A 25742-nucleotide genomic window follows, 5' to 3' on the forward strand; every position below is an offset into this window, starting at 1 on the left:
AGCGTTCCTTCCATTTATATATTCGAATCCTCTGAGGTGACTTTTCTTCCGCCTACGAAGGTATCAAAAACTTCAAAATCCGGATCCAGCACCACAAGATCCGCGTCCATTCCATCTGCAATAAAGCCTTTATGGTCTGCAATTTTGATCAGGTTTGCCGGGTTTTCCGTAAGAAGGGGAAGGATTTCTTCCAGGCTCTTTCCTGTAAACTTCAGAAGATTCTTAAGGGCAACATTCTGGGTCAGGGTACTTCCTGCCCGGACGCCGTTTTCTGCCAGCTTGGCATCTCCGTCTTCCACTACCACATCATTGACCCCAAGCTTGTATTTTCCATCTGGAAGACCGGCTGCCATAATGGAATCCGTGATGGCAACCACACGGTCCAGACCCTTCACCTTCAAAAGAAGCCTTACAGTTCCCGGATGAAGATGTCTGCCGTCGCAGATTGCCTCGCAGTAAATATCCGACTCCAGCGCTGCTCCCATGATTGCAGGAAAATGCTGATGGAGAAGCTTCATGGCGTTAAAGGTGTGGGTACAGCTCTGCGCCCCCTTTCTTATGGCATCCCAGCTGGTTTCATAATCTGCGCCGGAATGGCCGATGGCTACTGTAATTCCAAGCTTTCGTATTTCCGGGATCATATCCGGAATTCCCTCTACCTCCGGGGAAACTGTAATGTAGCGGATCGCACCTTCTGCGCGCTGCTGATATTCCTTCAGAAGAGGAAGATTCGCCTTCTGCAGAAGATACTCCGGCATAGCGCCTTTATACTCGCTGGACAAAAACGGGCCTTCCAGATGGATGCCCAGAAGATTGGCTCCTTTTTGTTCCATTTGCTGGTGTTTTTTGAACTCATCAATACAGCGGCAGGTCTGTTCCTTTGTATCCGTAAGCACAGAGCACAGCCAGGAGGTGGTTCCATTTCCTGCTGCGAAACGGCAGATTTTCTCATAATCCTCTGCGGTTGCGGCATTGACGTCCACGCCAACTGCGCCGTGGGTATGTACATCAATAAAGCCTGGGACGATTTTTTTCCCGGCTGCATTGTAGATGTGCGCTCCTTCTTCCGGACGGGTATCTGGTGGAAGGACAAAAATACGTCCCTCTTCCAGCTTTAATGTTTTTTTCAGAAAGCGATGCTCCATATACACATCGCCGTTTACAAGGTACCAGGTCATATTTCGCCTCCACTCTTTCTTTGCTTTATTCCGGCAGATTTGCTACAAATTCTGTGAATTTCAGATTAATATCCGGGTGATCCTGAAGAAGGCTGACCGGAAAATGTGCTGTCTTTTCGCCGTATGCGGCATGTCTTACCACACTTCTGTGCCAGTCGCGGAAGCAGCCAAGACGGATTTTTCTTGCATGTGCGATCTCATAAATTCCAATTGTAATACAGTAATGAGGCATGTCATCCAGGGCACCGTTCAGATCTCCGATAGAATTGACAGCTCTTGTCTCCCTGGAAATCTCCAGTACTCTTGTGTGCTGTGCCAGAAATTCTTCCGGGCTCATGGTATCAGAAGCTTCATTAAAAGCTACATGTCCGTTGATTCCAATTCCGCCAAAGCAGATGTCTACACCGCCAAGCTGCTGGATCACATCCTCAATATGGCCTAAATTTTCCGGATCCGGGAAAACTCTCTGCTCCTCTGGCATCACCAGCTCCGGTTTGATCTTTGTATAAACAGTCCTGTCCATAAATCCGCGGAAGCTTAAAGGATGGTCCTTTGGAACCCACTTTTTGTCATCGGTAAGATACTCATCCATATTGATGAACCATACATCTTTCAGACTGATATTCTGCTCATTGACCATTTCTACAAAATAAGGATACTGGCCAACCGGGCCAACCGGGCAGATAAATACCGTTTTCTCTCCAAGAGCATTTTTCCGTTTGATTTCTTCCACCATTTCCTCTGCCATGGAGCGAAATACGGCAGGATTGTCTTCCATTACGATCAGCGGGATTTTGGGATTTTTCAGTAATTCTTCTTTGTTATAGTAATAATATTCGTGTCTCATAATTACCTCTTTCTTTTTCTGTGAGATATTGCCATTGAAAAAATGAAACCCTGCGGAACAAACTTTCGCAGTTCCACAGGGTTCATTCCTTCCTAAAATATTATTCAGCTAATGCTTCCTTCATTAAGTCAAACATTACATAGTTCTCAAGCGGAACCTCTTCCTCTACATCACCGCTGTCGATGAACATCTGCTGCTGTCTCTGATAGTAATCGGAAATTGTTCCATCTTCCAGACCAGTTCTAATATCGTCTGCGCTGAACCAGGTTGCGTCGTTTGTCTCAACCATGCATGCGTCTACATCTTTTGCACACTGTTTTGCGTAAAGACCAACTGCATATTCCCAGTTCTCAGGCTGTGATGAGAATTCCATAGCTTTGTAAAGAGCTCTGCTGAATCTTAACAGAATATCCTGGTTCTCTTCTGCATAGCTTGGCAGGCAGATCCAGCTGGAAAGGTTTACAGAGTTTGTTGCGAACTCTAATTCAACTGCATCTTCGTTGTTCTCAAGAATCTGGTTGCTGTATGGGTTCCATGCGAAGCATGCATCTACAGAACCGGATGCCATAGCTGCTACCATGTTGGTTGCATCCATTTCGTATGCGTCAATGTCATCAATTGTAAGGCCTGCTACTGCAAGAGCGCCGTTTAATGCGGTCTCAGAAGAAGAACCTGCTGTGTACGCTACTTTCTTGCCTTTTAAGTTTGCAAGATCATCTGTAGAAGTTACATCTGAGGAAGGAAGAACGATCACACGGTCTGTGCTGTGTACAGAGCTTGGTGCAAAGATCTCAGCCTGTCCCTTGATGCAAAGCTTATGAGCTCCATGTCCGATATAAGCAAGGTCAATGCTTCCGCCCTCCATTGCTGCGATCTCAGAAGGACCATCTGCAAACTCCCAGAGCTTGATCTCAATGCCTTCTTCTTCGAAGTATCCTTTGTCCATTCCTGTAAGAACAGACCACAGGGATGCGTAGTTCGGCATGTAAGCAACGTTCAGTTCCACTTTCTCCGGTGCAGCATCCTCTGCCTCTTCTGCAAATGCCGGTACAGCTGCCATAGATCCAGCCATAAGACCTGCCATAAGTAACGCTGCTGCTTTCTTAAAGAATCCTTTCATATAAAATATCCTCCTTTTTTATTTTCCTTTTTTTAATTTTCTTATTTACTTTCTTACCTCAAGGAACTCTTTGTAAACCTCGTTCCAGATTTCTGCTTTGAGTTCCAGGAATCTTGGATCGGATTTGGTTTCCTGTGTTCTCGGATAAGGAATGTCAATGTTCACGATCTTCTTGATTCGTCCCGGGCGGGCACTCATGATTACAACACGCTGTGCAAGAATGATTGCCTCGTCTACATCGTGTGTAATAAAGAAGCAGGTCTTCTTCTCCTGTTCCCAGGTATTCAGAAGCTCTGTCTGAAGCTGTACCCTGGTCTGTGCATCCAGTGCTCCAAACGGCTCATCCAGAAGAAGCACTTCCGGGTTGGCTGCATAAGCTCTTGCAATTGCCACACGCTGCTTCATACCTCCTGACAGCTCCTTTGGATAGGAATGCTCAAACCCTTCCAGGCCAACTGACTTGATGTATTTTCTTGCAATCTGCTCTGCCTGATCCTTGGGAACCTTTTTCATTTCCAGTCCGAACATAACATTTTTAATTACGGTTCTCCATGGGAAAAGTGCATACTGCTGAAATACAACTCCTCGTTCTACTCCGGTTCCCTCAATGGGTTTGCCGTCCAGGTATACGTTTCCGCTGGTAGGCTCTAAAAGTCCTGCGATAATATTCAGCATTGTGGACTTGCCGCAGCCGGACGGGCCGACTACGCAGATAAACTCATTTTCCGCAATGTCGAGATTAACGCCGTTTAATGCGATCATCTTGCCCTTGGAGGTATCGTACTCCTTATATACATTGTCAATTTTCAGCTTTACTGATTTATTGTCTCCTGCCATCTCGTTAACTTCCTCTCTATAATGTCAACAACCTTTACTAAAATAAGTCCAATGATACCAAGCAAGATGATGTACATCAGCATTGGTGCAGATTCAAAGGAATTGGAAAGAGAACGGATTCTCATTCCGATACCAGCCTGTGCTCCTGTAGACTCTGCTGCAAGCAAAGTAGTAAGGGCTGCTCCAAGTCCAAGTCTGACAGCGGTGATAATAAATGGAACAGTTGCCGGACAGATAATCTTGGTAAAAATCTGGAAATCGTTGGCTCCAAGCACTCTTGCAGCCTTGATCAGGGTTACGTCAATGTTTCGGATTCCCTGATAAATGGTAATACTCATAGTCATAAAGGTGCAGATCCAGATCAGGATGATTGCTGGCTTCTGTCCAACACCGAATGTAATGACCAGAAGCGGCGCATATGCCAGAGCCGGAATGTTACGGATAAAATTGATCCATGGCTCGATGATCTTCTGAACCGGTGTGTACCATGCCATCAGAAAAGCAACCGGAAGGGATGTGATAAAGCCAAGACCAAATCCTGCTCCCACGCATGACATACTGCTTGCAATATCCTTGAAGAACGCGCCTCTGTCGATCATGGTCTTCACGGAAGGAACTACCTTGTCCGCAAATGGAAAGCTTCGTCCGGTAGCCTTTCCAAGGGACAGCAGATACCATACAAGCATTGCAGCCAGAAACGAAATCAGCAGCCATACCTTATTGCTGATCACGGATTTCTTCTTTTTCATGTTCTCTAACCTCCATTTTCGTTCTTTGTTTTTTCAGTCTTTTTTCGTTCACATGTGTTAATTGCAATATATAAAAAATAGCATGTTTTGTCAAACTGGATTTTTCGTAATTTTTACGCAAACCCTTGATTTTCCTGTAGGCAAACGTTTGTGTAAATTTTATTTATTTTGTACAATCAAAATTGTTTATGCGTTATTTTTTTAACATTTATGTTTATTTTTCATTGGTTTTCCTGTTTTTCATTAAACATTTTGTACTTATTTTTTTAATTCTGCAGGAATTGCAAGGTGATTTTTTTATTTGTTTTATTTATAAATTTAATTCATTTGTGTACTTATCTCGTTTTGTGTTTTATATTTCGGTTTATTCTCCATTATTTTCTGTAAATTTATATTTAATTAGTTATATATGCTATATTCTGCATATCTATTTTAGTAGTTTTTTATATTTTCTTTTTCTTTTATTTTTTATATAATATAAATAATTAAACATTGTTATGATTCTTTGAGGAAGGATATTGAATTATGAGCACAATCACCTTATGTTATTCCCCGGACTGCGAAACCATCTCTTTTGCAGCTGCGGAGCTGGAGCGTTATTTAAAGGCAGTCAATTCTGCATTCGCCTTTTCCCATGCTTCGGAGAGTTCTGCTGCCAATGACTGCACCATCCATCTAAACACGGATCTGGATCCGGAGCTTTCATCCGGTCTGGATTCCAGAGCCGATGACCTGTTTTTGATTTCTCTTTCCAATGGAAAAGGAAGCATTCAGGGAAGCAATCCGCGAAGCGTGCTTCTTGGTATGTATGCATTTCTCCGCAGGCTTGGCTACCGTTTTCTTTTGCCGGATGAAACCGTTATGCCCCATCAGCTTTCCCTTGCAGACCTGACCTGTTCTTACTCACACAGAGCCTCCCTGCGCCACAGAGGCGTCTGCATTGAGGGGGCTGACTCTCTTGAAAATGTTCTGGATTTTATTGACTGGCTTCCCAAGCTTGGATTCAACAGCTTCTTTCTTCAATTTAAAGAGCCCTATATTTTTCTGGAAAGATGGTATCATCATACCCTGAATCCAACAAAGGATCCCATGGAACTCACGGAAGCATTCCTGCAGGACTGCTACAAAAAAATGCATGAAGCTATGAAAAAGCGTTCTCTTCTCCTCCACGCCGCCGGACATGGATGGACCTGCGAAGCCATCGGGCTGCCTTCTATAGGATGGGTGCCGGAAAAAGCAGAGCCTTCCCCTAAGGTTCAAAGGCTTCTTGCCATGGTCAATGGAAAAAGAGAATACATCGACCGTATTCCCATGAATACCAATCTATGCTACTCTGACCCGGAAGCCATCGACCGTTTCTGCAATACAGTGGTTGATTATGTAAAGGAGCACCCGGACACAGATTATCTGCACATCTGGCTGGCAGATGAATACAACCATATCTGCGAATGCGAAAGCTGCCGGAAAACCACTTTGTCGGATCAGTATGTACATCTTTTAAACTTGATTGACCAGCGCCTTACCCAAGAACATCTGGACTGCAAGCTTGTGTTCCTTCTTTATCAGGAGTTGCTGTATCCGCCTGTAAAGGAACGGTTCCAGAATCCGGACCGTTTTGTCCTCATGTTTGCTCCCATCAGCCGTACCTTCCGGGAATCCTATCCGGACAGGATCCAGGAGGTTCCCATTTCGGAATACAGGCGCAACCAGATGGTTCTTCCTGTCACCATTGAGGAAAACCTTACCTTTCTCGCAAAATGGCAGAAAATTTTTGACGGGAACAGCCTGGTTTACGACTACCCTCTTGGCCGTGCCCACTATGGGGATTTCGGCTATGTTTCCATCAGCAAAGTACTTGCAGGGGACATTCATCATGTAAAAAACCTCCATCTGGATGGCTATATCAGCTGCCAGGAGCTACGTGCATTCCTTCCAAACGGACTTCCCAATTATGTAATGGGATATCTGACCCTTGACACAGAAGAAAGCTTTGATTCCCTTATGGATGAATATTTCCAGGCAGCCTACGGTTCCATGGCTGATGAAGTCAAAGAATACCTAACCCGGATTTCCCAGCTGTCAGACTGCGATTACTTTAATCACATCGGTCCCAGAACCAATCCTGCTGCTGCCTGGAAATACCAGCAGCTTTCTGATTACGTGTCCGGCACAGCAGAAGACCTTTTAAATCGCGCCAAAGACAGCCATCAGATTTCGGACCGCTTCCAAAAGCTGCTGACTTTTCACAGGGAATATGTGCTTTTGCTTACAGATGCACTGGTTTCTCTGGCATCCGGTGACGCGGATGCAGCTGATGAGAAATTCAGCCTTTTTGCAGATTTTGTACGGAAAAAAGAAGATTTTATCCAGCCTTATCTGGACGTATACCGGATTCAGGAGGTTGCACACCGCTATACCGGATTTTCCCTGCCGGAAGAACGGACGTCCCAAAATTAAGACTGGCACTATCAAAAATTCAGAGGGAGAAAATTATGTATCAGACTTCCAATTCCAAGCTCACCAACCGAGAACGAATTCTTGCATGTATTTTCCGCAATCCTTCCATTTCCAGAACCGGAATTGCACAGCTTACAGGTATCACGCCTGCCACCGTCAGCCACACCATTTTCCAGCTTCAGCAGGAGCAGCTGGTTTTTGAAGCAGGACATGACCTGGAGGATTCCTCCTCTGCCGGACGAAAGCGTGTGTCTCTTGATATCCGTCCGGAATACGCAGCTGCCCTCGGACTGGAATTTACCAAAAAAACGCTGACTGCATGCGTTACAAATTTAAAGGGAAAGGTTCTCTACCAGTATCAGATTCCTTATTCTGAAAACTTAAGCCTTACCATCACGGAAACCATTATCCAGGTTCTTCAGATGGTTTTAAAGGACTGCGGCATTCCCCTTGATTCTTTTTGCGGAATCGGGATCGGGGTTCCCGGCCATGTAACCGAAAAGGGCACCTTTGTGATCAACAGCAGCAATATCTGGCAGACCTTTGATGCCAATAAGATCCGGGATGCCTTTTCCCTACCTGTTGTATTTGAAAACAATGTGCGCTGTATGGCCCTTGGACAGTACCTTTTCCACCCGGATTACACCCCGGAGAATTTTGCCTTTTTCCATGTGGGTGCGGGCATGTTTTGTGCCAATATTGTGGATGGCAGTCTTTTTACCGGACATACCTTTATCTCCGGGGAGATTGGACACATCATTGCCAACCCCAACGGACTGCGCTGTGAATGCGGCAAGCAGGGCTGCCTTCAGACTGTTGCCAGCGAGTCCTGGCTGATCAAAAACACCCGGCAGCTGTACCAGCTGGACAGCTTCGGGATTCTCCACAGACTGGTCTCCTCTCCGGAGGAAATTACCACAGAAACTATTGCTGCGGCTTACTCCCTTGGGGATGAAGCGGTGTGCACCATTGTTTCCAATGCGCTGAAGTATCTGGGAATCGCCATCTCCAACATTGCGATCCTGAATAATCCGGAAAAAATATACCTGCACGGACAGCTTTTTTCCCACCCGCTGGTTCATTCCGAACTCAGCAGCATTCTCACACAGCAACTTACCTTTGTGGAAAATGACTATGTAAAAAATTTCGAGATTTGCCCATTTGATACCCTGGACGGTGCTACAGGGGCCTGTGCCCTTGCCATCCAGAAGATCTTTTTGAAGAAAGGCCTGACAGAATAATATGACATTAAAAGATATCGCCAGGGAAGCGGGAGTTTCCATTTCCACAGTTTCCAGAATCATCAATGGCAACTCCACCAAAGCCGCAAGCAAGGAGCTGCAGGACAAAATATGGAAAATCGCACGGGCAGGCGGCTATGCGCCTAATACCTCTGCCCAGACCCTGAAGCAGAAAGTTCCTGTGAAGAAAACAACTTCTCCTTCTATTGCCTGTCTTTATGCCCGCAGCCAGGATGCACAGAATGATGCTTTTTTCTCGGCGCTGACTAGAAGCATTGAGCAGGAAGCCCGCAGGGAAGGCTATGTGGTGAAGTACTCTTTTTCTGCTCTGGATATCCACACTCCTTCTGTTTGCGAGCAGATTGAGAAAAATGAGGTGGACGGAGTTGCCATTCTGGGACGATGCGATGCGGCTACCATGAAATTTATGAAGGAACATTTCCGCAAGGTGATCTATACCGGTCTTAACCCTCTGGATGCAAGCTGGGATCAGGTGATCTGCGACGGCAATGCTATTGCCGCTGATGCTGTGCGCCATCTGATTTCCCTGGGACATGAAAAAATCGGCTATATTGGGGAGACCTGCAACGAGATCCGCTATCAGGCTTACTGCAATACCCTGGCGGATCATCACATTGCCTTTGACAAAAATGTGATTGCCAATGTGCCCGGTTCTTCTGAGGGCGGCTATCAGGGTGCTCGCCAGGTTCTGAAACGTTCTTCCAAGGTGACTGCTTTTTTCTGCATGAATGACATTACCGCCATCGGTGCCATCCGGGCTATCAAGGAATGCGGCTATCACATTCCAAATGATATCGCGGTGATCAGCATGGATGATATTGACATCGCACAGTATATTTCTCCCATGCTTACCACTATGCACATCCCCATCGAAGAAATGGGCCGCATGACCGCCAAGCTCCTCATCGACCGCATCAACAACGGCCACACCCTCCCCATGAAGCTGTCCCTGCCCTATTATCTTGCGAAGAGGGAAAGCTGTCCGTGAGGGGGATGAAAGTGCAACTGTCGAGTTATTCTCGGTAGTTCAAACTAAGGAACAATGTAACGTTAAAAAATGAATTTACTATAACGGTGAACAAAATTCGTCAAAGAAAGTAATAAAATTAATACATGGAAAATAGTGATTGAGAAACGAAGGTAAACTGGTTATAATAAAAAAAAGTACAGAACAAACATTCGGATTGTTCTGTACTTTTTTTATTGGGAATGATATAATGCAGACATAGTTATACTAAAGGAAATATACTGTTATTTTTTCAGGAAAAGATCAGGAGAAAACTATGGATCATTTTGAATTGCATTCGGAATACAAGCCAACTGGGGATCAGCCGCAGGCGATTGCGGAACTGGTGAAGGGATTTAAGGAGGGAAATCAGTTCGAGACTTTGCTGGGGGTGACGGGGTCTGGTAAGACGTTTACCATGGCGAATGTTATTGCGCAGCTGAATAAGCCTACTCTGATCCTGGCGCACAATAAGACGCTGGCGGCGCAGCTTTATGGGGAATTTAAGGAGTTTTTCCCGGAGAATGCGGTGGAGTATTTCGTCTCCTATTACGATTATTACCAGCCGGAAGCATATGTGCCATCCTCGGACACCTACATTGCCAAGGACTCTGCCATCAATGACGAGATCGACAAGCTCAGGCTCTCTGCCACTGCTGCCATGTCTGAGCGCAAGGACGTTATCATCATCTCCTCCGTATCCTGTATTTACGGACTGGGTTCTCCACAGGAATTTCAGGACATGATGATCTCGCTTCGTCCGGGCATGACCAAGGACAGGGATGAGGTCATCCGAGAACTGATCGACATTCAGTACACCCGCAATGAGATGGATTTTCACCGAAGCACCTTCCGTGTCCGCGGGGACACTCTGGAGATTTTTCCGGCCAACAGTTCTGATACGGCTGTGCGGGTGGAATTTTTCGGAGATGAGATCGACCGGATTTCGGAAATTGATGTGCTTACCGGGGAAATCAAGTGCCAGCTTGCACATATCGGTATTTTCCCGGCATCCCATTATGTTGTGCCTGCGGAGCAAATCCAGAAGGCGGCAATTGCCATTGAGGAAGAATTAAAGGAACGGGTAGATTATTTCAAAAGCGAGGACAAGCTGATAGAAGCCCAGCGAATTTCTGAGCGTACCAACTTTGATATTGAAATGATGAAGGAAACCGGATTCTGTTCCGGCATTGAGAACTATTCCCGTCATCTTTCCGGTCTGGAGCCGGGGCAGCCCCCTTACACTCTTCTGGACTATTTCGGGGATGATTTTCTCCTTATTATTGATGAGTCCCATAAGACCGTTCCACAGGTAGGCGCCATGTATGCAGGTGACCAGAACCGGAAGCAGACACTGGTAGATTACGGCTTTCGTCTTCCCTCTGCCAAGGACAACCGTCCTCTTAGCTTTGAGGAATTTGAAAATAAGCTGGACCAGGTTCTGTTTGTGTCTGCCACTCCCGGTGACTACGAATATGACCACGAGCTTCTCCGTGCAGAGCAGATCATCCGTCCTACCGGACTTTTGGATCCTAAGGTGGAGGTTCGCCCTGTAGAGGGTCAAATCGATGACCTGATTTCCGAAGTCAACAAAGAAACTGCTAAGAAAAACAAGGTGCTTATTACCACTCTTACCAAGAGAATGGCTGAAGATCTGACTCAGTATATGAAGGATGTAGGAATCCGTGTCCGCTATCTTCATTCGGATATTGATACTCTGGAACGTGCGGAAATTATCCGCGATATGCGTCTGGACGTATTTGACGTGCTGGTTGGAATCAACCTGCTGCGAGAGGGACTTGATATTCCGGAAATCACTTTAGTCGCTATTCTGGATGCGGACAAGGAAGGCTTTCTCCGTTCCGAAACTTCCCTGATCCAGACCATTGGACGTGCTGCCCGAAACAGTAATGGCCATGTTATTATGTACGCAGATGTGATGACGGACTCCATGCGAAACGCCATTGAAGAAACCAACCGCCGACGGGAAATCCAGGAAGCTTATAATGAGGAGCACGGTATCACACCTACTACCATCAAGAAAGCGGTCCGTGACCTGATTGCCGTTTCCAAGGCTGTTGCAGAAACAGAGGTGAAGCTGAAGAAGGATCCGGAATCCATGAGCAAAAAAGAGCTGAAGAATCTGATTTCCCAGCTGGAGAAGCAGATGCGCCAGGCTGCCGCAGACCTGAACTTCGAGCAGGCCGCCGAGCTGCGTGACAAGATGATTGAACTGAAGAAGAATCTGGCGGATGCCGAGAAATAACTTACATCCACCCAAAATTCCAGACGATGTCTGGAATTTTGTCATGGACGCATCATTGTGGACAAAATGTGGGTACGCCCATTATTTTCCCTTGCATTCCTCCCCCAAATATGCTATACTCATGCCCGTTGAAAAGCCCTCAAAACCAAGGTCTTATAGGCTTTTCCGCCGATTCCCGGCGTAGGCCATATACCTTCCGGTATATGCCTCCGCGGCATTCGTCAAATGTCCATGCAAGCATGGCCGCTTGACCAAAAGCCGCGCGAAAATGAATCGAGTGTTCGTGACCTTCCACTCGTAAAACAAAACTAAAGGAGACAAATGAATATGAAAAACAAAAGTACCCTGTTTCTGGTGCAGGCAGCGCTGATCGCGGCTGTCTATGTTGTACTGACACTGGTGTTCGCACCGTTTAGCTATGGAGAGATCCAGGTCCGAATTTCCGAAGCCCTGACCATTCTTCCATACTTCACACCAGCTGCCATCCCCGGTCTTTTTGTAGGCTGCATCCTTGCCAATCTGCTTGGCGGTGCCATTCCTCTGGATATTGCATTCGGAAGTATTGCCACCCTCATCGGAGCTGTATTTACCTACAAGCTTCGTAACAGCAGCAAATGGCTTGCCCCGGTTCCGCCGATTGTAGCAAACGCAGTTCTGGTACCATTCGTACTTCGCTACGGATATGGAACCAACCTTCCCATCCCGCTTATGATGCTTACAGTAGGCGCTGGTGAAGTGGTATCCTGCGGAATCTTTGGTATGGTGCTTCTCACTGCACTTTCCAAATACAAGAATACCTTATTTGGCAGACAGGCTTCTGTAAAATAAATTCATAACTGCAAATACCCGATGAAGAGCTTAGTTTATTAACCAATTCTCTCCATCGGGTATTTTTTCTATCATACAATCACACAATCTGCATCCGCAGACAATAGCCTAATCAAAACCATTCATCAGCTCTAAGCCCTTTCCCCGCAATCTCCTATTCAATCTGTGCCTGCTCTTTCAAAAATTCCAGAAACCTCTCTACGCCCCCGCCAAGCTGCACCACGCCTTCGGGACGTTTTCCCGGAACCTCAGACACATCAAAGAACTCTCCATCCGCCGTTTTCCCAGTCTTCATAAAGCTGTCGCTTCCGTAAATGCCTTCCTCAATTCCCACATACTCATCTCCCCAGAAGCTGCACTCCTGCGGGCTGATTCCCTCTTTCTCCTCCAGATACTCCAGAATCCGGTCCACATTATCGCTTTTGCTGGAAATTCCAACCTCCAGGTATTTGGCATCACAGGTAGGCTTCACAGTAATCCCATATCGCGCTCCTGCTGCCTCTGAAATATCCAGAAGCCCCTGCAGGCCGCCTTCTACCCCATGCTTTTTCAGGCAGTCCTTCAGCAGATCCAGCTCGTTCTCCTGCATAAACAGGTTATCCCCCCTCTGGTTCTCCACCATCAGGTCGATCTTACAGTAATTCGGTCTGGAAAATACAATGTCCGTGTTCATTCCGTATTTTTCCAGAAGCTCCATGTGAATGTCAAAACAGATCCTGTGAATATCACTGAGCAGTTTCCTGTCCGGAAGCATGTCTGAGAAAACAATCTCCTGTCCATTTTCATATCTGTAATTAAAAGCCCCTCTTCCAAGGCCAAGATACAGATGCTCCAGCTGCTCCTTTGTAAAATACGAATCAAGCTTTCCCCCTGCAATATTTTCCATGGTAGTTCCGCTTACGATCACCAGATTCACCTTCTGATCCAGAAGTGGTCCCATAGCCTTCACAATCTCCTCCACAGGAGCTTTTCGGCTGAGGACAGCAGTACCGTCCCAGTCAAAAAAGATTCCTTTATATTTCTTCTTCATAAACACTTCCCTCTCCTGGTTCCAGATGTATTTCCTTCTCGTTCAGCTTCAATGTGACAGCATCTCCTGCCGCCAGTTCCACCCTTGTCTTTTCATGGGTCAGCTGAATCTTCAGCTTTCTTCCACGGTACAGAAGGTGAAACTGCATACCATTCCACTTTTCCGGTACATACGGGTGCAGTTCCAGCCCGCCGCCGTTTACGCGCACGCCTGCAAATCCATTGATAATCGCCTGCCAGGTTCCCGCCATGTTGGCCGCATGGATACCGGCATAGAAATTATCATGATAGTCATCCAGATCCATTCTGGCAGACTGTGCAAAATATTCATAAGCCTCATCATAATATCCAATCTGGCACGCCAGCATTCCAAATACGCAGTTGGAAAGGGAAGAATGATGCAGGGTCACTTCCTGATAAAAATCATAGTTTCGCTTCAACTCTTCCTTACTGAAAAAGTTGCTGTGCAGATAAAGTCCAAAAATCGCGTCCGCCTGCTTGCACATTCTCTGTCTGTAGACAAACAACGGATGATAGTTCTCATACAGAAGATGTCTCTTCTCCAGCGGGATTCTGGAATCATCCCATGGGCGAAGCATCATAAAACGGTCATCCAGGGCATACACTTGACGGTTTTCATCATATGGAAAATACATGTTCTCCACAATTTTTTCCCAGTATGCAGTTTCCTCCTCTGTAATTCCCATTCTGGAAACAAATGCCTCATACACATCCGCTCCGGCTTCCTTTAGCATCTCCAGAGCCTTCAGTGCATAGCGGATATTTTCCCTTCCCATCAGGTTGGTATAGAAATTGTTGTCTGTAATGGCGTTGTACTCATCCGGTCCGGTCACTGCGCAGATGCAGTATTTTCCGCCCCTGCACTCTGCAAAATATCCCACATCCGCCCAGACTCTTGCGGTTTCCACAAGCACCTCAGCTGCCATGTCCTTGAAAAACTCCAGATCCCCGGTCACGCTTACATACAGCCAGAACGCATAGGCAATGTCCGCATTAATATGATACTGTGCCGTTCCAAGTGGGAAATAGGTGGAAGCTTCTTCTCCGTTAATGGTACGCCATGGATATAAGGCTCCCTTTGGATGTCCCAGAACCTTTGCACGGTCACGGGCCTGATCCAGAGTGCGGAAACGATATTCCAGAAGCTTCTTTGCCAGCTCCGGTGCCGTGTAAACAAATACCGGCAGCACATACATTTCCGTATCCCAGAAATAATGTCCCTCATAGCCTTCCCCGGAAAGTCCCTTTGCGCCCATTCCGGTGCGTCCGTCTCTTCCGGCGGACTGCATAATATGAAACAGGTTGAAGCGGATTCCCTGCTGAAGTGCCTCGTCATCATAGATCTGCACATCGGAAATCTCCCAGAACTCATGGATTTTCGCCTGCTGGGCCTCAAACTCTTTCTGCCATCCGCCCTCAACAGCTTCTTTCAGTTCCTTCTTTGCAAATCCTTCCAGCTTGCCAGCTTCCATATCCTGGCTGGAAGTATAAACCATAAATTTCTCGCAGGTAATGGTGGTATTTTCCGGAACCTCCATTCTGCTTTCACACACAGCATGCCGTTTCTCTTCGTCTGTGCCAAAAACAGTCACAATCTCCCCGGCTCCTGCTATTTTGTATTCACTTGCGCATGCCATTGTCATGCCGCTCTGCAGGGTCGTGCCCTCGTAATACAGCACCCCATCCTCAGCCTGAAGCTTGTCCATATGCAGTCTGCTTCCAAAAGGACCGTAACCGATCAGAGGATTGGTCTTTCTGGTATGATTCTCCACATCTCCATTCAGATGGGAACAAATGCGGAGCTCCCCAGAAAAATTCACAGGCGTAATCTGGATCTGCTGGTACATCCGGTTTTTGTGCACCAGGGAAACAAAGCGCTTCATCACAAGCTGCAGCTTTTTCCCCTTTGGTGAAGTCCAGGTCAGCTTTCTTTCCACATATCCGTCCTGCATATGAAGGACACGGCTGTAATCCTCCACCTTGCCGGTTCGCATGTCGAACAGCTCGCCGTCCCCATAAATTTCCGTTTTCTTCAAATCCGGCAGGTTCAGAAGGGACTGGCTTTTGGTTGGAAAACCGTAATTCCACTCTCCATAAGGAATATCCACACTCTCATAAAATCCGTTGATAAAGTTTCCTTCCAGACCTTCATCCACGGAAAAATCATATCCTTCCTCGAAGGTACCGCGGGTTCCAATGTATCCGTTGGAAAGTGCAAAGGTTGTCTCATTGCGGTAGTTGGTCTCCATGGAAAATTCTGTCTCTGTAATGTTCCACGGCTCTACCGGGTAAATTGGTTTCTTATTGATATCCATATTCTCATCCTTTCACAGCTCCTGCAGTCAGGCTCTCCATAACCTGTCTCTGCAGCAGAATAAACAAAATAATGGTAGGAAGTACCGTCATCACAACCGCCGCAAACAGCGCGGAATAGTTGTTTGCAAAGGTTCCCATATAATAGTTCAGCGCAATCGGCACAGTTCTGGCACGGTCGCCGCTTGTAAGCATCAATGCAAAGTAGAACTCATTCCAGATGTTGATAAACTGGATCATAGCAATGGTCACAAGTCCCGGCTTTGCCAGAGGCAGAATAATATGCAAAAAGGTCTGGATAAAAGTTGCCCCGTCAATATAAGCGGATTCTTCCAGTGCTGTAGAAATGGTTTTGTAATAGCTGACCATAACAAAGAAGGACATTGGAATTCCCATTGCAGAGTACACAATGATCAGGCCCAGCTTTGTATCAAAAATCCCAAGCTTCTGGAAAATGGCAAACAGCGGCTGGGAAATCGCCTGTGCCGGAAGCATTAAGGATGCGGAGATCAAAAGCACGATCAGGGTTTTCAGCTTAAACTGAAATCTGGAAATCACGTAGGCACACATGGCAACCAGTGCCACTGTCACCAGCACGCTGACGCCTACAATGATCACGCTGTTCATGAAATATTTCAGGATCGGCGCATACTGAAGAGCTGCCTTGTAGTTATCCAAACTGAATCTGGACGGCCAGGACAATGCGGAGGAGTTGATTTCCGCATAGGATTTAAAGGAACTGATAAACGCCCACACGATGGGTGCCAGGGAAATAAAGATCAGCAGGATCATAAAGAAATACTTGAAAAAGGACGCGATCCCGTTTTTCACTTTGCTTGTTTTTCTCATTATGCCGCCTCCTTTTTCTCACGGAACAGACCTTTGATCAGAATAACCAGGGTAATTCCGATGATGATCTGAACCACGCCCACTGCGTTTGCTTTTCCATAATTGTTTTCCAGGGTTGCTGCTTTATACAGGTAAATAGGCAGGTTCAGGGTAGACGTTCCCGGGCCGCCCTTTGTGGTCATGTAAATAATATCGAACTGGGAAACCATGGCAACACTGGCAAGGGTTACGCAGGTTCCGCATACATTTCTCATCAGGGGCAAGGTGATATAACGGTCTGCCTGCCAGGGCGTTGCGCCGTCAATGGCTGCTGCCTCATAAATTTCCTTGCTCACAGCCCCCATCTCTGCCAGGAAAATAATGGTGTTAAATCCAGAGTAGAAAATCCAGGTTGCGGTTACGGTCCAGAATGCATATCTGGAATTTCCGAACAGGTTTGGAACCATGGCATAGTTCACGCCAAAGAAATCCAGAACAGGCTTCACAATTCCAAACATAGGATTCAAGAGCAAGGTAAACATCACGCCGGTTGCCGCTGTAGGAATGATATTCGGGATCATGTAAGCAGTTCTTGCGATTTTCCAGCCCTTTGGCTTTCTTCGAAGAACAAGGGCCATGGCAAGACCTACGCCTACGTGAAGAGTAGACTGCAGCACTACCCACAGAAGGGTATTTCGGATGGAACAGATAAAATCACTGTCGCTAAAAATTGTAATGAAGTTTTTGATTCCCTGAAAGGCAGGTGCGCTAAATGCTGTATAATCACACAGAGAGGTGTAAAAAACCGTGATGATTGGAGCCGCATACACAAGCGCGAACAAAATCATGCAGGGAATGGTAAACAGGAAAATCCATATTTTTTTATTTTTCGTATTCATTTTTTCTCCCCATAAAAACAGCCTGTCACCAAAGCTGTATCAGGTGACAGGCCTTTTACATTATTCCAGATTCTTTGCTGCCGCTTCTGACAGTTTTGTGCAGAACTCTTCTGCTGTGATGTTTCCATATGCCAGTTCCGGAAGCTCTGTTGAGAATGTATCGATTGTGTTCTGATACCAGTATGCCTGATTCTGTCCGTAAGTCACGTCTGCTTTGCCCTGGATCTCAAGTGCCTGTGCCATCAGAGGATCACTTTCGGAAAGTGTATCCGGGATCTCAAGATTGTCAGATACAGGCTGTAATCCGGTCATTTCCAGAGCTTTGATCTGGTTTTCCGGTGTGGTTTCAAATTTCAGGAATGCAACTGCTGCCTCAATTTTTGCAGGATCGGTAGCGCCTACCATGTCGCCAGGTGTTGGAACCATTTCCATTCCGTTTCCAGGAAGAAGCATGATGCCGACTTTGTCATAGAAGCCTTCCGGTGCTTTCTCTGTTTCGGAGAAATCCGGGATCATCCATGGTCCATTCGGGAACATTGCAACTTCACCGTTGAAGAAGTGGGTTGCCATCGGATCGTATTTGCCGCCAACTGCATCCGGTGTTGTGTAGTTCTGGAACATTTTCTGGATGTTCTCAGCTGCTGCGATTACTTCCGGTGTATTGTAGTCTGTTGGATACATGGTGTTCATCCACTCATTTCCAGCCTCTCCGTTGGTTCCGATCAGGGCGCTCATCCAAAGGTTGGTCAGCCAGCCGGAGTCCGCACTGTCCATTCCGATCGGGGTGATTCCTGCTTCTTTTAACTTGTCGCATGCTTCGAAGAACTCATCCCAGGTTGCATAAGCAACTTCCGGTGCTTCGATTCCAGCCTGCTCAAACAGTTCTTTGTTGTAGTAGATATAGGAAACCTCTTTGGAAACCGGGATGCCGTAGATCTTGCCGTCTACAGTATTGAATTCCAGGGAAGTGTCATCAAACAGGGATTTCCACTCCGGATCTGCGTCCAGATAAGGAGTCAGGTCTGCTACCTTTCCGGATTTTGCAGCCAGCTCAATGATGTTGTTTCCGCCGTTGAAAACGATGTCCGGCAGATCTCCGCTGGAGATGAGAAGCTTGATTTTCTGGTTGAATGCATCTGTAGTAGGAATTTCCTCAAAGCTGAACTCGACATTCTTGCCTTCCTCTGTCTGCTGGAAAGCCTCGAACAGATAGGAATAATACTCAGCTGCGTAGTCAGTTCCTACGTGATAGTTGATAACGCTTAAGGTTACTTTTTCATCATCGGCAGCCATTACAGGTACAGCCATTCCTGCACACATAGTTCCGATCAGTGCTGCTGCCATAATTTTAGAAATCATTTTTCTTTTCATGATGTTCCTCCTTCGTTTCGGTTGATGACTGTATTATAGCCTGTAAAGACGCATTTTTTAATAAAAGACCTTGTGCTGTTCCTTGGAAATTCCTGCATATTTTTCACAAAATTTTCACATATCATGCCCATTCATTCTACTGTTTAAAAATTTTGTCCTCTTCTTTAAAATACATGACATTCCTGCAAATTTAATTGATGTACTTTTTTAAATGTGGGATAATAATATATTATGATCGAGAATTGCGGGAGCTGCTTTGCAGCGGAGTAATTCGTGGATATCAAGTTAGGGGCAAAAGACCTTTTGCCCCTAACATCATATTATATAAGGAGGTCTTCCAGTTTTGGCCAAGCGTGCTCCTAAGAAATATCCCTCTCTCAGATTTTTTATTACCGTCACCATCATGATCATTGTAGGGCTGGTTCTGGTATTGTCTGTGGGATTTTATTATATCAAAACATCTTCTATATTAAGAAAAACCTCCCGTGACTCCATTGTGCGGGAGCTAAACCAGGTCAATGATACCATACAGGATCAGGTGCAGACAATCGATTCCATCATCCCCCTTTTTATGTCCAATGAGGTGATTCAGAACGCGCTGGAAAATCCGGGAACCGGAATCAATTATCCTTTTTCCGTAGAGCGGCAGATGTCCTACATCTACAACAGCTCCGCCCTCTCCGAAAAGAACTTTACAGACTCCATCTATATTTACAACAGCCGTTCCACGGTCTACCACGCTTATACTTCCGGAATCCTGGAAAATGTGGACGACACCTCCGAGTTTCTGCAAAGCACTATTGATTCCGCCAACCCGCACCTGATGTGCTATACGTCACCGCTTCACGACCAGAATATGTATTTTGCCCGCAACCTGTACAGCAGCAATTCCGGGAACCGGATCGGCATGATCGTCATCAACATCAATGCACAGAAATGGATCGAATACTGCTCCAAAACCATTGATCCGTCCTGGTTTATTATGCTGTTTAACAAAGAATTTTCCCTTAGTTCGGACTCTGATTTTTCAAAGGATCAGCTTCTGGATCTCTATTCCAGTCTGACTGCACAGAAAAATTCCGTTTTGTTTAAGGAGCAAAGCTTTGGAGGCCGTGATTATTTCATGGCATCCCAGTCCCTGGAACGGCTTGGACTTACCTCTGCAGTGGCCGCCCCCAAGGACCTGCTTTTGGAAAACCTGAACAGCACCCTGAAGTCTTATCTTCTGGTGACTCTGGCTGTGGCACTTCTTTCCCTGATGGCAGCCTTTATTATTTCCCGGGCCGTCACCCGCCCCATTGACACCATGATCTTTCACATCAATGAGATTTCAAAGGGAAACCGAAGCGCTCTTCCACCGGAAGGCTTTTACCAGGAATTCCGTGTGTGGGCACAGTCCTTTAACCAGATGCTGCTTCAGCTTGACACCTATTACCAGGATATTTACCAACAAAAGCTGCTGATCAAGAACGCCGAGATTCGGGCACTGCAGTCCCAGATGGACCCCCATTTCCTTTTCAATGTGCTGAACACCATTGCCTGGAAGGCCCAGATGATCGACAATGAGGAAATTTACGAGATGGTGATTTCCCTGGGAAGCCTGCTGAAAATGAACACCCTTTCCCGGAACCACAATTTCACCAGCATTTCCAGAGAAATGGAATATGTACGGCTTTACGTGTATCTTCAGCAGATGCGCTTCGAGGACAAAATTTCCTGTGACATCCAGATTCCGGAACAGGTACTTTCCTGTGAAATTCCCTGCCTTTCCATCCAGCCCCTTGCGGAAAACGCCATTGTCCACGGCCTGGAGCCCAAGAAGGGAAAAGGCCATCTGATCATCCAGATCATAGAGGGAGACGACAACCAACTGGAAATCTGTATTATAGACGATGGAATCGGTTTTGAGGTGATCCCGGACATTCAGTCCATTGCCTCCTCCGAGAAGGACAGCCACACCCACATCGGCATGAAAAACCTGGACAAGCGGCTGAAACTGCTTTACGGACCGGATTCGGGCATCCGGATCACAAGCATTCCAAACAAATGCACCACCGTTTCCTTCCACATTCCAAGAAAGGAGTTTACCCATGATATTTAAGCTTCTTGTAGTTGACGATGAAGTCACTATGCGAAAAGGTATTTCCAATTACATGAACTGGGCGTCCATTGACTGTCAGGTTGTGGGAAGCGCTTCTGACGGCGTGGAAGCCATGGAATTTCTGAAAAGCCAGCCTGTGGACATTGTGATCACGGACATCAAAATGCCTGCAGCAGACGGCCTTGAGGTGGCGCGCTTTGTCCACGAAAACTATCCCCGGACAAAGGTGATCATCCTCACCGGCTATGCGGATTTTGAGTATGCCCAGACTGCCATTAAGTATCACGTAACCTCTTTCATCTTAAAGCCCACCAACAAAAAGGAACTGTTCGCCGCAGTGCAGGAAGCCCAGAAACAGCTGATCGTCTCCCAACAGCAGGAGAACATTGCAAAGGAAGGAGTCTTTTTCCTGAAGGATCAGCTGATGCAGGAGCTCACCGACCATCCCTGCACAGAGGAATTAAAGGAACAGCTTCTCTCCCTTGGGCTTCACATGGACTGCTATTATGTGGCAGCCTTCAAGCCATCCTCCGATGAGCCGGATCTGTCTGCCCTGAAAAAGATCGTCATCGAAGAGAAAAAGAACACCTACTGCTACCGCTACAATAACCTAATCCTTAACGTGTATTTCCAGAATCAGCCCTCTGCTTCTGTTCCGGAATATATTCTGGAAAACTGCCGGGAGATTTCCGGTATTGTAAAGGCTTTCAGCTCTTCTGAGATCCTTACGGGGATCAGCGCCCTTCATCAGTCTCCGGAGGCTTTCCAGACTGCTGTTTCCGAGGCGATCCAGGCTCTTACCCATAACTTTTACAGCGAACAGAATATTTCTGTTTTCCACACTGCTGGCCCGGAAGAGCCTGCAGAGCTTTCTGTGGAAAACTCCCTGGATCTGTACCAGATTGAAAGCAGCCTGAACAACTGGGATTTCCAGGAGGCCGCTTCTGTTTCCAGCCACATTTTTTCCAAGTTCAAAACCAGCTTTACCAATTCCCAGGATGCCAAGAACATCTGCTCCCAGATCTACTACATCTGCTGCCGTGTCATGGTAAAAAAGGAGCTGGATCCGGTGCCCATTTTGTATCTGGAAAAGCTTCTGGGATCCCGGGATATTTTTGCCCTGGAAAATACAGTGACGGAAATTATGGAATACACAAGAGAGAACAGCATGTCCGCCCACGCAGTTCCCAACTATATTATTGAAAACACCATCCGTTATATTTCCCAGAACCTGGCTGGAAATCTTTCCCTGGACGTTATTGCCCAGGAGCTGCACATTTCCCCTTCTCATTTGAGCCGTACCTTCAAGAAAGCCACCTCCGGTTCTCTTACTGAGTACATCAATAAGGAACGGATCAGCAAGGCAAAGGAGCTTCTCCAGAATACAAACCTGCTCACTTACGAGATTGCGGAGGCAGTAGGCTACAAAGACGCCACCTATTTTTCCTCTATCTTCCGCAAATATGAGGGAATCAGCCCTTCTGAATATAAAGCGAAGTTTTTTGTTGCACAATCTTCTCATATCCCTTATAATTAATTCATTAATCTTTTAACATATTAAAGAGGGAAAGTAGAGGAGAAACAAATGAAAAATCTATGGACAAAATGGACTGGGATTGCTCTTGTGAAGCGAATCCTGGTAGGTCTGATTCTGGGCGCCATCCTGGGAGTGGCAGCGCCTGGTGCCACCAGCATTGCCATTCTGGGCGATGTATTTGTAGGTGCCTTAAAGGCCATCGCACCCCTTCTGGTATTCTTCCTGGTTATCAGTTCACTGTGCAACGCAGGAAAATCCCACGGCGGCGTCATCAAAACAGTGGTTGCGCTTTATATGTTCAGTACTGTTCTGGCAGCTGTGATCGCTGTATTTGCCAGCATGATCTTCCCGGTACAGATGACGCTGACCAATGCGGCAGCTGATGCCACAGCGCCGCAGGGAATTGTGGAAGTTCTGAACAATCTTCTTCTGAACGTGGTTGCCAACCCCATCTCTTCTCTGGTAAACGCAAACTATGTAGGAATCCTTACCTGGGCTATTCTTCTTGGACTTGCCTTCCGCGGCGCTGGCGACACCACCAAGAAAGCACTTGCAGATATTGCAGACGGCACTTCCCTGGTAGTCAGCTGGATCATCAACCTGGCACCATTTGGAATCTTCGGCCTGGTATTTAACACCGTATCCACCAACGGACTGGATATTTTCACTACCTACGGAAAACTTCTTGCCCTTTTGGTTGGCTGCATGCTTTTCATTTACTTTGTAACCAATCCCATTCTGGTTTACTGGTGCATCCGTCAGAATCCTTATCCGCTGATCCTGCACTGCCTGAAGAAAAGTGCCATCACAGCCTTCTTCACCAGAAGCTCCGCAGCCAACATTCCGGTAAATATGAAAGCCTGCGAGGAAATGGGACTTGACCGTGATACCTACTCCGTAACCATTCCTCTTGGCGCTACCATCAATATGGACGGAGCTGCCATCACCATCACCGTTATGACAATGGCAACTGCTTTCACACTTGGAATCCATGTTGACATCCCAACTGCTATCATCCTCAGCCTTCTTGCAGCACTTTCTGCATGCGGTGCTTCTGGTGTGGCAGGCGGATCCCTTCTTCTGATTCCTATGGCCTGCTCCTTGTTTGGAATTTCAGATGATATCTCCATGCAGGTAGTTGCAGTTGGATTTATTATCGGAGTCATTCAGGATTCTGTGGAAACCGCACTGAACTCTTCTTCCGACCTGCTGCTTTCTGCTTCTGCAGAGTTCAGACAATGGAGACTGGAAGGGAAGAAAATTACATTCTAAGTAAAACAGTATCTGGCACATTTTTGAGGTCTGTATGGAAGTTCGCCAGCTTCCATGCAGCCTCTTTTTTGTTGATTTCTTTTACCAATACATTTCCCCAACACCCTCTGATTTATGAATGGCAGGCTTTCTCTCACAAATACTGCATCATATCTTTTCTTTCATTGAAATCCCCGCAGCTTCTTCAGAATCCGTTTCTCCATCCTTGACACCTGCACCTGGGACACTCCCATTTTCTTCGCCACATCCATCTGGGTCATATCCTGGAAATACCGAAGTCCGATCAGCTGGCGCTCCTCTGGCTCTAACTTTCTCAGCATTTCTTCCAGGAAAATCTTATCCAGAAGCTTCTGGTGGCTGTCCTCTTTCTCCGGAAGCCGGTCCACCAGCTGCAGGTCTGTGCCGTCCCCTTGGTACACCGTCTTATAAATGGAGTCCACCTCAGCCGCAGACTCCATGGTCATGGCAAGCTCCTCCACCGGCATGTCCATAGCTTTGGAAAGCTCCCCCATATCCGGCTCCCTTCCCAGCTTTTTCTCCATTTCCTCCCGCACTTTATAGATTTTATACTGGTTTTCCTTTATGGAACGGCTTACCTTCAGAATGCCGTCATCCCGAAGAAAACGCTTGATTTCCCCGACAATCATAGGTACTGCATAGGTAGAAAACTTCACATCAAATTCCGGATTGAACTTATCCACTGCCTTCAGAAGACCGATGCTTCCAATCTGAAACAGATCCTCCATTTCCACCCCTCTTCCAAGAAAACGCCGGGTTACACTGTATACCAGTCCCATGTTCTCTGCAAACAAGGTATCTCTTGCTTCTTTATCCCCCTGGTGAGCACGCCCGATGAGAGCAAGAGTATGGTCCATGTGCCCTCCTGATCATTTTCCTATTTTTTTGCTCATATGCACACAGGTTCCTTTCCCCACCTGGGAAGTCACCTTCACCTCGTCCATAAACGCCTCCATAAATGTAAATCCCATGCCGGACCGATCCTGGTCTGCCCGGGTGGTATACAAAGGCTCCATAGCTTTGGCAATATCCGGAATCCCCACGCCGTCATCCTCAATGTCCAGATAAATGGTGTTCTCCTTGCGCCTGCATTTCATCCGGATCTTATGTATCTCCCCTTTGTATCCGTGGATGATACAGTTGGTAACCGCTTCCGATACGGCAGTCTTTAAGTCCGCTACTTCCTCAAGAGTGGGATTCAGCTGGGTGCAGAAAGCCGCAGCCGTCACCCTTGCCAGCCCCTCATTCTCCGGCCTGCTGTCAAAAATAATGGTCGCCTCGTTTGAATTTTCCATTATACGCTCCTCCCTTCCATCTGTGTTTCCGGCTCTGTTTTTTCCACTTCCAGAAATCTGCTCACTCCTGACAGTCTCAAAAGCTTCTCAATATACCCGCTTACATGGCAGGCCTTCATGCACCCGGAGCGCATGCCAAGAGCCCGGTACCGGCCCATAATCAGCCCCACCCCGGAGCTGTCCATAAACTCGGTATCCCCAAAGTCAAAGCAGATGGTCCGGATGTAGATTTTTCCCATAATGCGGTCGGACTCTCTGCGAATCAGTTCCGATGCCGGATGATCCAGTTCCTGTGGCAGCTTAATATTCAGACAGGTTCCCGTGGTTTCAAAAACAGGTTTCATGCGTAAAAACCCCCTTATTTTATTCTTTCCATAAATTGATTTTTTATGCACACTCTAAGACGAAAAAAGGGATGTACAAAAACTGTACATCCCCAATCCAGAGGTTCCTCTTAACTGTATTTCCGATCAAGATATCCACGAATTGCTCCGCTGCAAAGCAGCTC

Annotated in this window: 21 protein-coding genes; 8 read left to right on the forward strand and 13 right to left on the reverse strand. The window is 46.7% G+C overall.

Going from position 1 to position 25742, the window contains the following annotated elements:
* Window positions 1–14: 14 nt before the first annotated feature.
* The 5 genes from nagA to OCV70_RS00455 all read right to left on the reverse strand — a co-directional run bounded on the left by nagA (window position 15) and on the right by OCV70_RS00455 (window position 4731).
* Complete coding sequence (gene nagA, locus OCV70_RS00435) at window positions 15–1178, reverse strand: N-acetylglucosamine-6-phosphate deacetylase (RefSeq protein ID WP_117850518.1); 1164 nt, start codon at window positions 1176–1178, stop codon at window positions 15–17.
* Between the two features lie 25 nt (window positions 1179–1203).
* Window positions 1204–2025, reverse strand: coding sequence for a sugar phosphate isomerase family (locus OCV70_RS00440; protein WP_117850520.1), 822 nt, complete (start codon window positions 2023–2025; stop codon window positions 1204–1206).
* A gap of 100 nt (window positions 2026–2125) precedes the next feature.
* Window positions 2126–3145, reverse strand: a complete 1020-nt coding sequence (locus OCV70_RS00445) for an ABC transporter substrate-binding protein (protein WP_021925559.1) — start codon at window positions 3143–3145, stop codon at window positions 2126–2128.
* A gap of 45 nt (window positions 3146–3190) precedes the next feature.
* On the reverse strand, window positions 3191–3982 hold the full coding sequence (locus tag OCV70_RS00450) for an ABC transporter ATP-binding protein (RefSeq protein WP_117850523.1): 792 nt from the start codon (window positions 3980–3982) through the stop codon (window positions 3191–3193).
* Entirely contained in the window at window positions 3958–4731 is a 774-nt protein-coding gene (locus OCV70_RS00455; RefSeq protein WP_021925557.1) for an ABC transporter permease, read from the reverse strand. Before OCV70_RS00455 ends, OCV70_RS00450 begins: the two co-directional genes overlap by 25 nt.
* A 525-nt stretch (window positions 4732–5256) precedes the next feature.
* Here OCV70_RS00455 and OCV70_RS00460 point away from each other — a divergent pair.
* The 5 genes from OCV70_RS00460 to OCV70_RS00480 all read left to right on the forward strand — a co-directional run bounded on the left by OCV70_RS00460 (window position 5257) and on the right by OCV70_RS00480 (window position 12550).
* Window positions 5257–7188, forward strand: a complete 1932-nt coding sequence (locus OCV70_RS00460; RefSeq protein ID WP_173766022.1) for a DUF4838 domain-containing protein — start codon at window positions 5257–5259, stop codon at window positions 7186–7188.
* Window positions 7189–7223: 35 nt separating this feature from the next.
* The gene (locus tag OCV70_RS00465) at window positions 7224–8429 is read left to right on the forward strand and encodes an ROK family transcriptional regulator (protein ID WP_173766024.1); all 1206 of its coding nucleotides are present in this window, start codon (window positions 7224–7226) and stop codon (window positions 8427–8429) included.
* A 1-nt stretch (window position 8430) separates the two neighbouring features.
* Window positions 8431–9438, forward strand: a complete 1008-nt coding sequence (locus OCV70_RS00470; RefSeq protein ID WP_021924487.1) for a LacI family DNA-binding transcriptional regulator — start codon at window positions 8431–8433, stop codon at window positions 9436–9438.
* Window positions 9439–9733: 295 nt separating this feature from the next.
* Window positions 9734–11722 (forward strand): excinuclease ABC subunit UvrB, encoded by a 1989-nt coding sequence (gene uvrB, locus OCV70_RS00475; protein ID WP_021924488.1) that lies wholly within the window; start codon window positions 9734–9736, stop codon window positions 11720–11722.
* A 327-nt stretch (window positions 11723–12049) separates the two neighbouring features.
* Window positions 12050–12550 carry a QueT transporter family protein gene (locus OCV70_RS00480; protein WP_021924489.1) on the forward strand — a complete coding sequence of 167 codons (501 nt, stop codon included), beginning with the start codon at window positions 12050–12052 and terminating at the stop codon, window positions 12548–12550.
* A 154-nt stretch (window positions 12551–12704) separates the two neighbouring features.
* On the opposite strand, the gene OCV70_RS00485 is transcribed toward OCV70_RS00480, so the two are convergent.
* Genes OCV70_RS00485 through OCV70_RS00505 form a run of 5 tightly spaced genes read right to left on the reverse strand, consistent with a single transcriptional unit; the run spans window position 12705 to window position 19011 of the window.
* Entirely contained in the window at window positions 12705–13580 is an 876-nt protein-coding gene (locus OCV70_RS00485) for a ubiquitin family protein (RefSeq protein ID WP_173766026.1), read from the reverse strand.
* Window positions 13564–15915, reverse strand: coding sequence for a glycoside hydrolase family 65 protein (locus OCV70_RS00490; RefSeq protein ID WP_173766028.1), 2352 nt, complete (start codon window positions 15913–15915; stop codon window positions 13564–13566). Before OCV70_RS00490 ends, OCV70_RS00485 begins: the two co-directional genes overlap by 17 nt.
* A gap of 4 nt (window positions 15916–15919) precedes the next feature.
* A complete protein-coding gene (locus tag OCV70_RS00495) occupies window positions 15920–16762 on the reverse strand; it encodes a carbohydrate ABC transporter permease (protein ID WP_021924492.1) in 843 nt (280 codons plus the stop codon).
* A complete protein-coding gene (locus OCV70_RS00500; protein WP_021924493.1) occupies window positions 16762–17640 on the reverse strand; it encodes a carbohydrate ABC transporter permease in 879 nt (292 codons plus the stop codon). Before OCV70_RS00500 ends, OCV70_RS00495 begins: the two co-directional genes overlap by 1 nt.
* A 60-nt stretch (window positions 17641–17700) precedes the next feature.
* Window positions 17701–19011 carry an ABC transporter substrate-binding protein gene (locus OCV70_RS00505; RefSeq protein ID WP_173766030.1) on the reverse strand — a complete coding sequence of 437 codons (1311 nt, stop codon included), beginning with the start codon at window positions 19009–19011 and terminating at the stop codon, window positions 17701–17703.
* A gap of 343 nt (window positions 19012–19354) precedes the next feature.
* On the opposite strand from OCV70_RS00505, the gene OCV70_RS00510 reads away from it, so the two are divergent.
* Genes OCV70_RS00510 through sstT form a run of 3 tightly spaced genes read left to right on the forward strand, consistent with a single transcriptional unit; the run spans window position 19355 to window position 23921 of the window.
* Window positions 19355–21112 (forward strand): cache domain-containing sensor histidine kinase, encoded by a 1758-nt coding sequence (locus OCV70_RS00510; RefSeq protein ID WP_244096210.1) that lies wholly within the window; start codon window positions 19355–19357, stop codon window positions 21110–21112.
* A complete protein-coding gene (locus OCV70_RS00515; RefSeq protein WP_173766032.1) occupies window positions 21102–22649 on the forward strand; it encodes a response regulator transcription factor in 1548 nt (515 codons plus the stop codon). Before OCV70_RS00510 ends, OCV70_RS00515 begins: the two co-directional genes overlap by 11 nt.
* A 48-nt stretch (window positions 22650–22697) precedes the next feature.
* Entirely contained in the window at window positions 22698–23921 is a 1224-nt protein-coding gene (sstT, locus tag OCV70_RS00520; RefSeq protein WP_021924497.1) for a serine/threonine transporter SstT, read from the forward strand.
* Window positions 23922–24082: 161 nt separating this feature from the next.
* Here sstT and OCV70_RS00525 read toward each other — a convergent pair whose 3' ends face one another.
* The 3 genes from OCV70_RS00525 to OCV70_RS00535 are packed head-to-tail and all read right to left on the reverse strand — an operon-like array spanning window position 24083 to window position 25578.
* Entirely contained in the window at window positions 24083–24796 is a 714-nt protein-coding gene (locus OCV70_RS00525) for a SigF/SigG family RNA polymerase sporulation sigma factor (protein WP_021924498.1), read from the reverse strand.
* Window positions 24797–24808: 12 nt separating this feature from the next.
* Entirely contained in the window at window positions 24809–25234 is a 426-nt protein-coding gene (gene spoIIAB, locus OCV70_RS00530) for an anti-sigma F factor (protein ID WP_021924499.1), read from the reverse strand.
* Window positions 25234–25578: an anti-sigma factor antagonist gene (locus tag OCV70_RS00535; RefSeq protein WP_021924500.1), complete on the reverse strand. Its 345-nt coding sequence runs from the start codon at window positions 25576–25578 to the stop codon at window positions 25234–25236. The genes spoIIAB and OCV70_RS00535 overlap by 1 nt, the downstream gene beginning before the upstream one ends.
* Between the last annotated feature and the right edge of the window lie 164 nt (window positions 25579–25742).

The organism is Blautia acetigignens (assembly GCF_025566865.1).
In the GTDB taxonomy this organism is placed as follows: Bacteria; Bacillota; Clostridia; order Lachnospirales; family Lachnospiraceae; genus Blautia_A; species Blautia_A acetigignens.

Coding starts and splice junctions, on each gene's coding strand:
- nagA (WP_117850518.1), bottom strand. CDS start 1,178: ATGACCTGGTACCTTGTAAACGGCGATGTGTATATGGAGCATCGCTTT.
- OCV70_RS00440 (WP_117850520.1), bottom strand. CDS start 2,025: ATGAGACACGAATATTATTACTATAACAAAGAAGAATTACTGAAAAAT.
- OCV70_RS00445 (WP_021925559.1), bottom strand. CDS start 3,145: ATGAAAGGATTCTTTAAGAAAGCAGCAGCGTTACTTATGGCAGGTCTT.
- OCV70_RS00450 (WP_117850523.1), bottom strand. CDS start 3,982: ATGGCAGGAGACAATAAATCAGTAAAGCTGAAAATTGACAATGTATAT.
- OCV70_RS00455 (WP_021925557.1), bottom strand. CDS start 4,731: ATGAAAAAGAAGAAATCCGTGATCAGCAATAAGGTATGGCTGCTGATT.
- OCV70_RS00460 (WP_173766022.1), top strand. CDS start 5,257: ATGAGCACAATCACCTTATGTTATTCCCCGGACTGCGAAACCATCTCT.
- OCV70_RS00465 (WP_173766024.1), top strand. CDS start 7,224: ATGTATCAGACTTCCAATTCCAAGCTCACCAACCGAGAACGAATTCTT.
- OCV70_RS00470 (WP_021924487.1), top strand. CDS start 8,431: ATGACATTAAAAGATATCGCCAGGGAAGCGGGAGTTTCCATTTCCACA.
- uvrB (WP_021924488.1), top strand. CDS start 9,734: ATGGATCATTTTGAATTGCATTCGGAATACAAGCCAACTGGGGATCAG.
- OCV70_RS00480 (WP_021924489.1), top strand. CDS start 12,050: ATGAAAAACAAAAGTACCCTGTTTCTGGTGCAGGCAGCGCTGATCGCG.
- OCV70_RS00485 (WP_173766026.1), bottom strand. CDS start 13,580: ATGAAGAAGAAATATAAAGGAATCTTTTTTGACTGGGACGGTACTGCT.
- OCV70_RS00490 (WP_173766028.1), bottom strand. CDS start 15,915: ATGGATATCAATAAGAAACCAATTTACCCGGTAGAGCCGTGGAACATT.
- OCV70_RS00495 (WP_021924492.1), bottom strand. CDS start 16,762: ATGAGAAAAACAAGCAAAGTGAAAAACGGGATCGCGTCCTTTTTCAAG.
- OCV70_RS00500 (WP_021924493.1), bottom strand. CDS start 17,640: ATGAATACGAAAAATAAAAAAATATGGATTTTCCTGTTTACCATTCCC.
- OCV70_RS00505 (WP_173766030.1), bottom strand. CDS start 19,011: ATGAAAAGAAAAATGATTTCTAAAATTATGGCAGCAGCACTGATCGGA.
- OCV70_RS00515 (WP_173766032.1), top strand. CDS start 21,102: ATGATATTTAAGCTTCTTGTAGTTGACGATGAAGTCACTATGCGAAAA.
- sstT (WP_021924497.1), top strand. CDS start 22,698: ATGAAAAATCTATGGACAAAATGGACTGGGATTGCTCTTGTGAAGCGA.
- OCV70_RS00525 (WP_021924498.1), bottom strand. CDS start 24,796: ATGGACCATACTCTTGCTCTCATCGGGCGTGCTCACCAGGGGGATAAA.
- spoIIAB (WP_021924499.1), bottom strand. CDS start 25,234: ATGGAAAATTCAAACGAGGCGACCATTATTTTTGACAGCAGGCCGGAG.
- OCV70_RS00535 (WP_021924500.1), bottom strand. CDS start 25,578: ATGAAACCTGTTTTTGAAACCACGGGAACCTGTCTGAATATTAAGCTG.